Annotated in this window: 11 protein-coding genes; 7 read left to right on the forward strand and 4 right to left on the reverse strand. The window is 47.1% G+C overall.

What is annotated here, in order from left to right; genetic code table 11:
* Positions 1–280 precede the first annotated feature (280 nt).
* The 4 genes from uppS to glmU are packed head-to-tail and all read right to left on the reverse strand — an operon-like array spanning position 281 to position 4142.
* Positions 281–982: a polyprenyl diphosphate synthase gene (uppS, locus tag H7R39_RS08205; protein WP_185898781.1), complete on the reverse strand. Its 702-nt coding sequence runs from the start codon at positions 980–982 to the stop codon at positions 281–283.
* A 1-nt stretch (position 983) separates the two neighbouring features.
* On the reverse strand, positions 984–1664 hold the full coding sequence (locus H7R39_RS08210; protein WP_185898782.1) for a hypothetical protein: 681 nt from the start codon (positions 1662–1664) through the stop codon (positions 984–986).
* A complete protein-coding gene (coaBC, locus tag H7R39_RS08215; protein WP_185898783.1) occupies positions 1661–2836 on the reverse strand; it encodes a bifunctional phosphopantothenoylcysteine decarboxylase/phosphopantothenate--cysteine ligase CoaBC in 1176 nt (391 codons plus the stop codon). The genes H7R39_RS08210 and coaBC overlap by 4 nt, the downstream gene beginning before the upstream one ends.
* Positions 2823–4142, reverse strand: a complete 1320-nt coding sequence (gene glmU / locus H7R39_RS08220; protein WP_185898784.1) for a bifunctional UDP-N-acetylglucosamine diphosphorylase/glucosamine-1-phosphate N-acetyltransferase GlmU — start codon at positions 4140–4142, stop codon at positions 2823–2825. The genes coaBC and glmU overlap by 14 nt, the downstream gene beginning before the upstream one ends.
* 147 nt (positions 4143–4289) lie before the next feature.
* Here glmU and H7R39_RS08225 point away from each other — a divergent pair, with 147 nt between their 5' ends.
* The 7 genes from H7R39_RS08225 (at position 4290) to H7R39_RS08255 (ending at position 13603) form a co-directional block, all read left to right on the forward strand.
* Entirely contained in the window at positions 4290–5438 is a 1149-nt protein-coding gene (locus tag H7R39_RS08225) for a PepSY-associated TM helix domain-containing protein (protein ID WP_185898785.1), read from the forward strand.
* Between the two features lie 261 nt (positions 5439–5699).
* Positions 5700–6467 (forward strand): motility protein A, encoded by a 768-nt coding sequence (locus tag H7R39_RS08230; protein WP_002950161.1) that lies wholly within the window; start codon positions 5700–5702, stop codon positions 6465–6467.
* Positions 6468–6472: 5 nt separating this feature from the next.
* Complete coding sequence (locus H7R39_RS08235; RefSeq protein WP_185898786.1) at positions 6473–7243, forward strand: OmpA/MotB family protein; 771 nt, start codon at positions 6473–6475, stop codon at positions 7241–7243.
* A gap of 11 nt (positions 7244–7254) precedes the next feature.
* A complete protein-coding gene (fliP, locus tag H7R39_RS08240; RefSeq protein WP_376826371.1) occupies positions 7255–7986 on the forward strand; it encodes a flagellar type III secretion system pore protein FliP in 732 nt (243 codons plus the stop codon).
* 142 nt (positions 7987–8128) lie between these two features.
* On the forward strand, positions 8129–9448 hold the full coding sequence (locus H7R39_RS08245) for a TolC family protein (RefSeq protein ID WP_185898787.1): 1320 nt from the start codon (positions 8129–8131) through the stop codon (positions 9446–9448).
* Positions 9445–10590 (forward strand): efflux RND transporter periplasmic adaptor subunit, encoded by a 1146-nt coding sequence (locus H7R39_RS08250; RefSeq protein WP_185898788.1) that lies wholly within the window; start codon positions 9445–9447, stop codon positions 10588–10590. Before H7R39_RS08245 ends, H7R39_RS08250 begins: the two co-directional genes overlap by 4 nt.
* Positions 10583–13603, forward strand: a complete 3021-nt coding sequence (locus tag H7R39_RS08255; protein WP_185898789.1) for an efflux RND transporter permease subunit — start codon at positions 10583–10585, stop codon at positions 13601–13603. The genes H7R39_RS08250 and H7R39_RS08255 overlap by 8 nt, the downstream gene beginning before the upstream one ends.
* Positions 13604–13973: the final 370 nt, after the last annotated feature.

Consider the following 13973-nt stretch of genomic DNA (forward strand, 5'->3'; position numbering starts at 1 on the left):
AAAGATAATCTTTGCTTAAAATTGCTTATTTATCGCGTTAATTTGATCTAAAATTCGCCTCGTCATTTTGCGCCGCAAAATACAAAAACACAAAATTTAAAGGCGATTTTAGCGAAATATTGCCTTGAATGATTTTAAATTTAAAGATTTCGGTTAAAAATTTATGCAAAAAGGCGCTTCGGCAAGGCTTTTGGCTCGTAAAATTAAAAGCCTTTTGTCTTGAGCGGATAAAGTAAAACGGCGTAAATTTAAAAAACAGTGACAGCCAAAAGCTCAAATTTTATAGTCCGCCAAACCTTCTATCTTTTTTCTTAAACTTAGCCGTTATCAAGGCTAGCTCCTCGCGCGTAAAATCGGGCCAAAGCGTGGGCGTAAAGGCAAACTCGGCGTAGCTAGCCTGCCAAAGCATAAAATTTGACAGCCTCTGCTCGCCGCCGGTGCGCACGAGAAGGTCGATGGGCGTGGGCTCATCGAGGCAAGTTTGCAGGCTGTCTTCGCTTAAATTTAGAGTTAGGTTTTGGGCGTCAAACTCTCCTCCATTTTTCTCGCAAAATCTCCTAAAAGCTCTTAAAATTTCATCTTTGGCCCCATAGTTTAGGGCTAAATTTAGCTTTAGCCGCGAGTTTTGCGCGGTGGCGTTTTTGATCTCATTTATCTCGTTTTTTAGCTTATCGCTTAGCGGGCTTTCGTCGCCTATGACGTTAAATTTGATACCGTTTTTGATAAAGCTCTCGCGTTTTGAGAGCAAAAATTTATGCAAAAGATCCATCAAAAACGCCACTTCGCTTTTTGGGCGCTTCCAGTTTTCGGTGCTAAATGCATAAAGACTCAGTATCGCCACGCCCTCGTCGATGCAAAACTCGCACATCTGCTCCACGACGTTCGCGCCCGTTTCGTGCCCTTTAGTGCGTAGCAAACCGCGGCGCTTGGCCCATCTGCCGTTGCCGTCCATGATGATAGCTAGGTGATTTAGCTCGTTCATTTTAGCCCTTAAAATCAATTATTTTGCCGTTTGGATCAAAAAAAGCGGCGATGTTTCGCGTCGTTTGCGCTTCGCAGTCAAACTCACCTCGCAAAAGCCTAGCGACCTTGTCAAACGGCGTTTGTGCGCTGATTATCCTGGCGCCTTTTAGCGTGAAAATAATCGGAGCGAAATTTGAAAAAACGAGGTAAATTTGACTCGTGCGGGCTCCGTCAAATTTCATCTGAAAAACGCCTTTTACGCCGTTATAAACAAACGAAATATTAATGATATTTTTTTGCAGCGCAAGCAGCATCTGAGCTAGGTTTTCAAACGTTTCTCGCGAGTCTGCCGCGCTAAGACCGTTAAATATATATTCATAAAACCAGTTTAGATCGGGCTCGCTTATCAGCCTTTCTATTAGCGCAAGTCCGTCGGGTGCGGCGTAGGATAAGCTCGGCTTTTTAAAGAGATTTCTTATCACGATATTTTCGGTGCCGCTTGCGATCTCGCCCCAGTATTCGCCGTCCACATCGAGGCTTTTCATACTTTTCGTGCTTAGGATTTTGTTGCCCATTTTGAGATTGTAGCGATTATAGCCCGTCTTTTCTGCGACTTTGATACTGATGGGCAGGCTCGCGTTTAGAGCCGTGCCCGCGCCGCCGCTTGCGATTTTTTGCACTCGTGAGACAGGATTTATCATAGCTTGATTGCTAAATTTACGATTTGCCGCGCCGCGTCCTCTTTGGACGTTAGCGCGATATTTTGCGCGCCTCGATGCGTGATAAATGTGATTTGCGTGCTATCCGAGCCGAAATTTATATCGCCGCCCAGCACGTTTAGACAAACGGCGTCGAGGCTCTTTTTTTCAAGCATATTTTTTGCGTTTTGCATGGCGTTTGCAGCGTCCGTTTCCATTTTAAAGCCGATTTTTTTGACGTTTTTAAAATCCGCCATCGAGCCCAAAACATCGCCATTTTGCGCTAGTTCTAGCGTCCAAATTTCGCCTAAGTTTTGCTTTTTTAGCTTGCCTTCAAATTTGGTTTTCGGAGCGTAGTCGCTAACCGCAGCCGCCATCGCGAGCAAATTTGCGTCCGTCAAATTTGCGCGTAGCAGCTCTTTTAACTCCGCCGAGCTTTGAAATTTGAGCGTTTTATAGGGCGCGTTTGCCGTCTCAAAGCTAGCTATGAGCGTCACGTCCGCGCCTGCGTAGTAAAAGGTGTCCGCCAGCGCTTTTGACATCTTGCCGCTAGATAGATTCGTCACGGCTCTTACGTCGTCGATCTTTTCGCTCGTGGCGCCGCCCGTTACGACCACCTTTTGTCCTTTAAATTTTGGCTCCGTTAGTATTCTTTTGGTTTCGTAGATGATCGTCGAAACGTCTGCCAGCGCGCCTTTGCCCATATCGCCGCAGGCTAGGGTTTTTTCTACTGGCTCGATAAATCTCGCGCCGTTTGCCGCTAAAAATTCGAAATTTTTGCGCGTGGAGAAGTGATTTATCATTTTGTCGTTGGCTGCCGGCGCGATGAGTAGGGGAGCGGGGCTAGCGATCAGAGTTTGCATGAAGACGTTATCGCAAATGCCGCTTGCAAGCTTGTTTATCGTATTTACGCTCGCGGGCGCGATGAGGATTAGATCGGTTTTGGCGTAGGCGATGTGGTTTAGTCCGTCCTGCCAACTCTCCGTGCGCGAGGTTAAAATTTTATGCTCGCACAGCGCTTCAAAGCCTGCTTCCGAGCAAAATTTGAGCGCTCCGTCGCTAAGCATAACCCGCACATCCGCGCCTTCTTTTTTTAGCGCTGATAAAATTTCATAAGCTTTATAAAACGCGATACTGCCGCAAACCGCGAGCAAAATTTTTTTATTTTTTAGCATTTTCGTCGCTTTTCTTGTCGTTAAAGAATTTATAGAAAAAGCCTTCTTTATTTACCTGTTTCGTGCGGCTGATGGCTAGCGCGCCGCTTGGTACGTCGCTAGTTACGGTGCTGCCCGCGGCGATTAGTACGTCGTCGCCGACTTTTACGGGAGCTATGAGCTGCGTGTCCGAGCCGATAAAGACGTTTTTGCCGATGATCGTTTTGTGTTTGGCTTTGCCGTCGTAGTTGCACGTGATCGTGCCGCAGCCTACGTTTGTGCCGCAGCCTATCTCGCAGTCGCCAAGATAGCTTAGGTGGCCTGCTTTGACGCCGTTTAGCCTGGCTGCCTTTAGCTCGACGAAATTTCCGATGTGAGTGTTTTTGATCTCGCATTTTGGGCGCAGGTGCGCTAGAGGGCCGACGTCAGAGTCCTCGATGACGGAGCTTTCTACGACCGAGCCGCTTTTGATGACGGAGTTTTTGATGAGGCACTCTCCGACGATGCTTACGTTTTCTTGCAGTTCGCATTCGCCTTCAAATTTTGCTCTAGAGTCGATATAGACGCTATTTGGCAGACGCATTAGCACGCCCGCTTTCATCAAATTTTTCTTGATCTCCTCCTGCATCAAATTTTGGGCGATACTGAGCTGAAATTTATCGTTTATACCCATGAAATTTTGCTCTTCGACGCTGATGGCCCAGCACTTTAGACCGCGCTCGTTTGCGATTTTTATCGCGTCGGTTAGGTAAAATTCTTTCTGCGAGTTTTCGTTGCCGATGAGAGGCAAAATCTCGCGCAAAACTTCGCTTTTAAAGCAGTAGCAACCGGCATTTGCGCTTTTTATCATTTTTTGCGTCTCGGTCGCGTCTTTTTGCTCAACGATGGCTTCTACTTTGCCGTTATTTATGATTACGCGGCCGTAGCCGTACGGATCTGCCGCCTCAAAAACGCTTAGCGCGATGTCTGAGTTGCCCGCGCTTAGGCGGATTAGGTCGTTGGTTTTTATAAGCGGCATATCTCCGCACAAAATCAGCGTTTTTTTGCTATTTAGCGGGATGTTTTTTAGCGCGCCAGCAGTGCCCGGAAAATCTTTTAAATTTTGTTCGTAAATTTTAGTTTGAGGGAAAATTTCTTTGATTTTGGCTCCCACTAGCTCTTTTTGATAGCTCAAAACCACGCTCACGTCGCTACTGATCTCATAAGCCTTGCGCAAAATATGGATAATCATCGGCTCTCCGCAAAGCTCGAAAAGCACCTTTGGTTTGGTTGATTTCATCCTCGTGCCAAGCCCCGCGGCAAGCACCACTACGCCAATATCGCTCATCTTTTTTCCTTATTTAAATTTGAGCGATTTTATCTCAAATTTGCTAAATGCGCGATTAATGCTTTTTGGACTTAACAATTTCTTAAGCATTAATTTATATAATCACGGCCTTTGAATATAATCAAAATCAAATTTAAAGGATGCAACTTGCTTTCATTTTTAAAAAAGGCTTTAAGAAGAAATCAGTTTTTGTTTAATCTCCACCTGATTTTATCGATTATTTTTGCCGTTCCGCTACTCATTATCGGCGTTACTGGCGCTATTTTATCGTATCAACACGAGCTTGATGATCTCATAAATTTAAACGCTCCAAAGGTAGAAAAAACGGGCGAAATGCTAAGCGTAGAAAAAATCCTGCAAAGCTTTAGCGAGCAAACGGGCGTTAAACAGCCGGCAAGGCTCGTGCTACCCAAAAACGAAAACGAAGCGGTCAAAATTTATGCTAGCGGTAGCGATGCCTATCTGGTCGATCCGTATACCGCGCAGATCATCGGCAAGGACTACGGATTCGCCTTTGTTCGCACCGTAATGTCGCTGCACCGAAATTTAGGCTTTGCGCTAACAGGTAACAAAACCGCGGGCGAGGTCGGCAAGCAGATCGTAGGCGCTAGTACGGTCGCGATGATAGTGCTCGTGATAAGCGGCGTTTGGCTGCATTTTCCAAGGATAAAACGCAAATTTGCCGAGGCGATAAAGCCTAATTTTAAACTCAAAAAATACGCCCTTTTTCACAACCTACACACGAGTTTAGGCGCCTTAAGCGCGGTGATTTATCTCGTCATCTGTCTAACGGGGCTCATGTGGTCGTACCGCTGGTATAACGGCGCGGTGACTGAGCTTTTCGTTAGCGCGCAAAATTTGCCTAAAGAGGCCGAGCGCAAAGAGGGCGCGCCAGCAAAAGCAGAGGGTAAAAAGAACGCCGAGTATAAATTTAGCGATGTGCAGAGGGCTTACGAGATATTTAAATCAAGCGGCATAGAATATAAGGAATTTAGCCTGATGCTCGCGGCCGGAGATAAGATAAACGTCAGATACTACGAACCTGACGCGCCTAGCACCGCTCGTCCAAAAATGGCGACCGTGAATGTAAAAGATAGCAAGATGGCGAAGCAAAAGCAAGCCGATGGCATAACCGTAGGCATGGTAAAGAGCACGAACTATCAGCTGCATACGGGGTATTTTTTCGGGATTGCTGGTAAAATTTTGTGGTCGGCGGTTTCGCTTTTGATGGCGCTTTTTATCTTTAGCGGCTTTTATATGACGGCAAAAAGGGCGTTTAAGCCAAAAAAGGCTTAGCTAAATTTACCTTTTGCTAAGCATTGATAGCGTGCGAGCGATAAATTCATCAAATTTACGCTCGCGGCAAGACGCTATCTCTTGCTCTCGTTTAAAATTTTGCTTCGTTTTTTAAATCAAATTTTGACAAAAATATAAAATTTTGAAAAATTTTACGCCGCTTTGGAACGGCTTTTGCAAAAAGCTAACCTAAATTTAACTGTATTTTCAACTAAAAAAAACTAAAATACAAACCAAATTTACAATATAGAAAGTTGCAAGATGGATTTAGGTAGCCTCGTCGGTTGGATAGTTATTATGGTGCTTTTGCTCGGTTCCATGCAGATGGGCGTCGGAATCGGAGCTTACATCGATATTCCCTCGGTTTTGATCGTTTTTGGCGGTACGATTTGCGCACTGATGATTGGCTTTAAGATGGAGCAGATAAAAAAGCTAGGCACATTTTACGGCATCGCGGTAAAGCCAAAAACCTACAATCTCCCCGAAATCGTAAAAAAAATGGTCGAATACTCTACAAAGGCCCGCCGCGACGGCATCCTGGCGCTTGAGAGCGATGCAAATAACGAAACAGATCCGTTTCTAAAAAAGGGCCTATCTATGGCGGTTGACGGTAACGAACCGGACGCCATCAGAACGCTGCTTGAGATAGATATGGAACAGGCAAGCTCGCGTCACGGCGATAATATCAAAATTTTCGAACAAATCGCGGGCTTTGCGGGCTCGATGGGTATGATCGGTACGCTCATCGGTCTGGTCGCGATGCTTATGAACATGTCCGATCCTTCGGCTATCGGTCCTTCGATGGCGGTCGCGCTCATTACTACGCTTTACGGTGCGATGATAGGAAACATCCTGGGCTCGCCCGTAGCAAACATCCTAAGTATACGCGACAAGGACGAAGGTACGGCTAAAGTGCTGATGCTAGAGGGTATAATGGCGATCCAAGCGGGCGACAACCCTAGGACGCTCGAGATGAAGCTTCTGTCGTTTTTACCGCCTAAAGACCGCGTTAGTCAGTTTGATAAGTAGAAAAAATGGCTAAAAAGTTAATCGATCCGGGCGACTGCCCCAAATGCTTACCCGAGTGGCTCGCGGCGTTTGGCGACTTGATGTCGCTTCTGCTTTGCTTTTTTGTACTGCTTCTTTCTATGAGTACGATGGATGCGAAAAAGCTAGAAGCCGCGATCGGCTCGCTAAGCGGGGCTTTGGGCGTGCTTGAGGGCGGCGCGAAACCGGACGTCAGCGCCGAACAAAACCAAGACGACCACGCCACCTCAAACAAAGAGCGCACTGGTGTGAAATCAAATTTCGAACAAACCCTGCGCTCTATCAACGAGCTTTTGCATGCTAGCGGCTCGCCTGAGGTTACGTTTGAGGAGAGCGAGAGCGGGTTTGTGATCAGGCTGCCGGCAAATTTACTCTTTGCAAAAGATAGCGCCCAGCTGCAAAATGACGATGCTCTGCTGTTTTTAAAACGTATCGCGATGGTGATAGCAAAGTTGCCTCCGGACGTCGTGGCAAACGTGATCGGGCACACCGACAGCGAGCAGCCAGCGTCTACCGAGTTTAGAGACAACTGGCAGCTATCGTCGGCTAGAGCTATCAGCGTAGTTAGCGAGCTCATCAAAGACGGCGTCGATCCTAAAAAACTAACTGCGTCCGCAAAGGCCGAATTTGAGCCGTTTGCGACGAATTTCACCGAGCAGGGCAGGGAGAAAAACCGCAGGGTCGAGATCCACTTTGTTTCGTTAAATTTAGACGACAAAGCCAAAACGCAAAAAAGCATACTGGACGCGCAGGAGTAAATTTGAAAAAACTGACGTTCTTGCTGTTTTTTATCTTTGCGGCGGTCGCGATCGGCGAGGATAACGTCACCATCCCGACCGTAAATCTCAGCCTAAGCGCGCCTACTACGCCCACTCAGCTAGTTAGCTCGCTAAACGTCCTACTCGTCCTAACCGTCCTCACGCTCGCTCCTTCGCTAGTTTTTATGATGACCAGCTTTTTGCGGCTCATTATCGTTTTTTCGTTCTTACGACAGGCGATGGGCACGCAGCAGATGCCGCCTTCTACGGTGCTTATTAGCCTTGCGATGGTGCTTACGTTTTTTATCATGGAGCCTGTGGGCAAGCAAGCCTACGAAGCGGGCGTACAGCCCTATCTAAGCGAGCAAATCGGCTATCAAGAGGCCTTTGAGCGCGGCGTGAAGCCGTTTCGCGAGTTTATGATAAAAAATACGCGCGAGAAGGACTTGGCGCTGTTTTTACGCATCAGAAATATGCCAAACCCGCAAAGCTTCGACGATATCCCGCTTACGGTCGTGATGAGCGCGTTTATGATCAGCGAGATGAAAACGGCGTTTGAGATAGCCTTTTTGCTCTATCTGCCGTTTTTGGTCATCGATATGGTCGTTAGCTCCGTGCTTATGGCGATGGGTATGATGATGCTGCCGCCGACGATGATTTCACTGCCGTTTAAGCTGCTTATTTTCGTGCTCGTCGACGGGTGGAATTTGCTCGTCATGAACCTTGTTAAAAGCTTTCATTAGGTTTTTTGTCGCTATAATCTTAAAAATGCTCCGCGCGCCGCTTAAATTTTTATTTTATTTTACCTACGGCGCCAGGCCCGAGACGGCGCAAACCTGCTCAAATTTAGCCCGCGCCGCCCAGAGCTAACAGGGAAGGGTTTAGATGAAAAAAATTTATATATTTTTGAGTTTTTGCGTTTTTTTAGTCGGTTCGGAGATTAAATTTGACGGAAATTTGCCCGAGCTGATTTTGGCTGCGCAAAGTTCAAATTTAGCTCAAATCTCAAACTACGAACCGCAAAAAGCGCAGCTACAAAAAGAGGCCGTAAAAAGTGCATATATGCCAAGTCTCACGATCGACGGTGGATACAGCTTTTTAAGCGGCGACATCAACGTCCTGCGCCCGCAAAGAGCCGCCACGGCAAGGGTGATTTTGGAGCTTGCTGTTTATGACGGCGGCAAGCGCGAAGCCCTGCTAAGCTCGCTTTCACATCTTAGCGCGGCTGAAATTTTAAAAAACGAGGATTATCAAAACCTGCTCGCGTTTAATGCGACCAAGCTTTATTTTAGCTTTTTGTCGCTGGGTGAGCTCGCGACCGCAAAAGAAGGCGAGATAAACTACCTAAAAAACGCTCTAAATAGACTGGAAAAATACTACCACGCGGGGCTTAGCGACGAGAGCGAGTATGAAGCGATAAATGCTAGATACGCCATGGCGCTCGCCGAACGCCTCGAAATCACGCAAAATCAAAACGAGATAAAAAATCAAATTTACGCGCTAACGGGCAGAGATATAAAGCCTGTGGCGGGCTCTAGGATCGCTTTTTTGGACGATGAAAACTCCGCGCCGCAAAAGAGCACAAAGCCAGAGCTTGAGGCGCTTAGGCTAAATTTCGCTGCGGCCTTGGAGGATGAAAAGATAACCGCGTCCGAGACGAACCCGCAAATTTTTATCAAAAACACATACACCTTTATGCGCACTCACTACGATAGAAATTTGCTGCCGGCGCAGTATAGAAGCGCGCTGGAGCCGTATTTCGACGACTTTTTTAAGCCAAATTTAAATACAAACGAGCTGATTTTGGGCTTTAGCTGGAAGGCGTTTGATTTTGGCGCGAACAAAAAGCGGCGCGAGATAAAGCGCATAAGCGCGCTACAAGCGAAGCTAAATCTGGATCAAAAGCGCTTGCAAAACGAGCTAAATTTAGCAAATATCAAAAACGACCTAAAGACGCTCAAACAAAAGATAGCTGCGGGCGAAAGCGCGCTAAACTCGGCGCAAACCTCGCTAAATGCCGTTAGTAAAAAGTATGAAGCCGGGCTGCTTGGGTACGTCGAGTTTTTAAACGCGACCGCGCAGAGCTTTAGCGCAGGTAGCGCGCTGGAGCTAAGCAAGAGTAAATTTGAGATCAAAAAGGCGGAGTATCTATACGAGCGCGGCGGCAAAATCGCTGAAAATATCGAAAAAACGGAGCGCAAATGAATAAAATTTTACTATTTTTACTGAGCGCGGCGGTTGCGCTTTGCGCGCAGGATAAAATTTACGCGAGCTTTGACGTCGCGCCCGCAAAAGACGCGCAGCTCGCGCTAAAAGCCGTAGGTATCATAAAGGCCGTAAACATAGAAATAGGCTCCGCGGTAAAGCGCGGCGACGTGCTGCTTGAGCTTGAAAACGAGAGCGAAAAGCTAGCCGTAAAGCTCGCTCAAAACGACCTAGAGAGCGCGCAGACGGCAAAAGCTCACGCAAAAAGCGTGCTGGATAAATTTAAGCTCGTTCAAAGCGTGAGCTCGAAGCAGGCTTTTGAAAATGCGGAGTTTGATTTTAAAAACGCCGCGCTAGCCGAAAACAGAGCGCATCTGGCGCTAAATTTGGCACAAAAGCGGCTAGAAGACACGCGGCTGCTCGCGCCTTTTGACGGGACGATCTCGGCCAAGAGTATCGAGGTCGGCGAGGGTGTTGGCGGCGTAGCACAAAAGCTGATGTCGATCTTTTCGTATCCGGACGTGAAGCTCAAACTTAGCTTTGATGAAAAATTTAAAGACCGCGTGAAAATCGGCAGTGAATTTGTCTATAAACTAGACGGCGAAAATAAGGAAAGACGCGGCGAGATCAGCCTCATCTATCCGACTATCGACACGAAAAACGGCAAAATTTACGCCGAAGTGCAGGCACGAAATTTAACGCCGGGGCTTTTTGGCGAGGGATATATCGTCTCGGATTCGCAGGTTGAAACGGATACCGAGCCTAAAAACAAGGACAAAAATAAAACATTTGGGCATAAATTTGAAGGCTTTAAAAACGATGGGCTAGCAGGCGCGAAATTTGACGTAGAAAAAACTAGCTTCAGCGTAGCGCGGTTTTCAACTTTAGCGTCGCAAACGAAAAGCGAGATAAATTTGAGCTCAAATTCTGCGTACTGCGTTAAATTTGACTCCGCCGCAAAAAATGCAAATTTGACGGGCACGTTAAATTTATCGCATAAACAAGGCGGCATAAATTTAAACGCCGAATCTGACGCGGCACAAATTTTACTAGCCGCTAAACGCCAAATGCTTTTTGCGGGGCGGGGAGGCTGGGCAAATTTGACGCAAAAGCCCATTTTAATGAAGGCCCGAAATGTATAAACTAGCCATAAATCGCCCGATTACGACGCTGATGTTTTTCATCGCGCTCGTATTTTTCGGCGCGATGTCGCTTCTTAGGATGCCGGTAAATCTCTTCCCCGAGGTCGTCATCCCGCTGGTTAAGATCACGACCTACGCGCCAGGCGATATGAGCCTTATCGAGAGCAGGGTCACCAAAAAGATCGAGGATGAGGTCTCGACGATAGACGGTATCAAAAAGATCAGGTCATATACATTTAACAACCTCAGCATCGTTTTGGTCGAGTTTAATCTCAAGAAAAACATCGACGTCGCCGCAAACGACGTGCGCGACAAGGTTGCAAAGGCAAAGCTGGACGCCCAGCCCGAGATAGAGAAAATCAACAGCGACAGCGGCAAGGTGGCGAGCTTTTTCGTTAGCCGCAAGGATGAAAATTTAACCGCGCTTATGCAAGCGGTCAAAGATGAGGCAAAGCCGTTTTTACAGCGCGTAAAAGGCGTGGGCAAGGTCGATGATAAGGGCTTTTTGGAGCCTGAGATTAAAATTTACCTTGATCCGTTTAAGCTCGATAAATACGCCCTAACCGCGGCCTCGGTCATAAATATAATCAAATCGCAAAATTTAAAAGCGCCTTTAGGAAAGCTCGAAAACAGCGAATTTGAGATATTTTTAAAGAGCGAATTTGACGCTAAAAGCGTGCAGGAGCTAGAGGAGATCCGCCTACAAAAGGACGTATTTTTAAAAGACGTCGCGCGCATTGAGCTATCTCATCACGACACCGACGCCGTAGCGATGTATAACGGCAAGCGCGGAGTGTTGCTTGACGCTATAAAAGTAAGCGGAGCAAACACGATCGAGACGATAGATGCGCTCAAAGCTAAAACTGGCGAACTAGCGGCAAGGCTGGGCGAGAACTACGAAGTGGAGCGGGTTTATGAAAAGAGCGAAAGCATCCTAAAGCACATAAATCAGGTCAAATTTGACATGATGCTGGGCGTCGCGCTCACGGTCGTCATCGTCTTTTTCTTTTTGCGAAGCTTTAGCGCGACTATCATCGCTGCGCTTGCGATCCCGGCTAGTATCGTGGGGACGTTTTTTATCATCGACGTTTTGGGCTTTGATCTAAATCGCCTCACGCTGCTGGCTCTCACGCTTGGTATCGGTATATTTATCGACGATGCGATCGTGGTCGTGGAAAATATCTCCAAAAAGATGCAAGAAGGCGAGAGCAATCCGCTAAAAGCAAGCTTTGAGGGCGTGCGCGAGATAGCCTTTAGCGTGCTTAGCATTAGCGCGGTGCTGCTTTGCGTGTTTGTGCCGATTGCCTTTATGGAGGGTATCGTCGGGCAGTATTTTAACTCCTTCGGTATGAGCGTGAGCGGCGGTATCGTGGTGTCGTTTTTGGTTTGCATTATGCTGATACCTAGCCTGGCGGCTAGGTTTTTAGGCAAGGGCGAGAGTAAATTTTACCGCGTGACGGAGCCTATATTTGAGGCTCTGGAGAGCGGTTACGAGCGGCTTTTGAAGCTTATTTTGAGGTTTAAAACCGCGTTTGTTATCCTTACTTTTGGCGTGCTGGCTCTTTGTATGAGTCTAGCCGGTAAGGTCGGTATGGACTTTTTGCCCGTCGAGGACGAGGGGCAGTTTGAGATATTTTTAAAAGCAAGCCCCGGTATCTCGGTCGAGGCTATGAGCGCTAGAGCCGGCGAGGTCGTGCGCGAGGTAGATAGCGATCCGCGCGTCGAGTACTCATATATGATCGCGGGTTACACGGACTCAAAGGACGCGTATAAGGCTAAAATTTACGTCCGCTTAAAAGGCTTTGAGTCGCGAAAAGAGCGTCAAACGCAGATAATGGACGAGTATAGAAAAAAGCTTAAATTTGAAGATCTCAGCGTCAAAGTCCTGCAGATACCGTACGTCGATACGGGCAGCGACAGCGAGCCGGTGCAGCTAACGATCACAGGCGATAGCCTAGAAAAGCTAGACAAAATCCTACCAAAAGCCATCGCCATGGTGCGCGCGATAGAGGGTACGACGGATGTGGGCAGCGATAACGAAGACAAGATAAACGAGCTACAAATCAGCGTAAATAAAGACAAAGCCAAACGCCTAAACGTCGATCCTAGCGCGGTCGCGCAGGTGATATACGCGTCCTTTGGGCAAAATAGGCTTGGTAGCTTTGATAACGGCGACGCGCAGTACGATATGATACTGAGATTTGACGACGAGTACCGCAAGGACGCGCAGGCGCTGCAAAAACTAAAGATCAAAAACGCTTACGGCGAGAGTATAAGCCTAAGCGCGGTGGCGGAGTTTAAGACGAGCAAGACCTTTTCTGTGATAAACCGCTTTAACAAACAGCGTCAGATCAGGATCGTCGCAAACGTGGATAACGTCCCGCTGGGCGCCGTGCAAAAGGGTATCGACGAAAATATCGGTCAAATTTTGCCAGCGGGCTACGACTATGTGATGACGGGCTTTATCGAGATGATGAACGACACGAACGCGGCCTTTGTCTTTACGATCAGCCTTAGCGTCGTACTCATCTATATGATCCTAGCCGCGCTTTACGAGAGTTTTATTTTGCCGCTCATCATCATGATCTCGATGCCGCTTGCCTTTGGCGGCGTGGCGGTCGGACTGTATCTTAGCGGCAACTCCTTTAGCCTATTCGTCATGGTCGGCGCGATCTTGCTTTTTGGCATGGTGGGCAAAAATGCGATTTTGGTCGTGGATTTCGCCAATCGCTACGCAAACGAGGGCACACCGCTAAACGAAGCCATCGTGCGCGCTGGCGTAAAAAGACTGCGAGCGATACTGATGACTACTTTTGCGATGATATTTGCGATGTTGCCGCTTGCTCTTAGCAGGGGTGCTGGATACGAGGGCAACTCCCCGATGGCGATCTCGGTTATCTCGGGACTTATTAGCTCGACGCTACTAACGCTACTTGTGGTGCCGGCACTCTTTGGTGCGGTGTATAAGATAGATAAATTCGTGAGTAAAATTTATAAAAGAGAGGAAATCTAGGGCTTAAATTTGAGCTTGCTTTGGGCGAGACCTGCATCAAATTTGCGCTTGACGTTTGCTCGACCGTTGGGCGCTGATTTTGTTTAAACTAAAAAGCCGATTTTGCTTTGAGACCACATTAAATTGATTTCCGTAATTTAACGTAACAAATTTGCCGTTTTGCATTCGTCTGCCTCTGCTAAACCCTGTTTTTAAATATTCAGCACAAAATATAGATTACTTATTTATCTGATAACGGTTTTAGAAATTATTAATTTTTAAAATGCTAAAACCCGCGCCGATTTAAAGCAAATTTAAAAAGGGCAAATGTTAAACGTGAATATATTTAGCAAAAAGATTATGTACAAAATTCACACTTACGCTTCGCTGA

It is taken from the genome of Campylobacter massiliensis, from assembly GCF_014253065.1.
Classification (GTDB): domain Bacteria; phylum Campylobacterota; class Campylobacteria; order Campylobacterales; family Campylobacteraceae; genus Campylobacter_A; species Campylobacter_A massiliensis.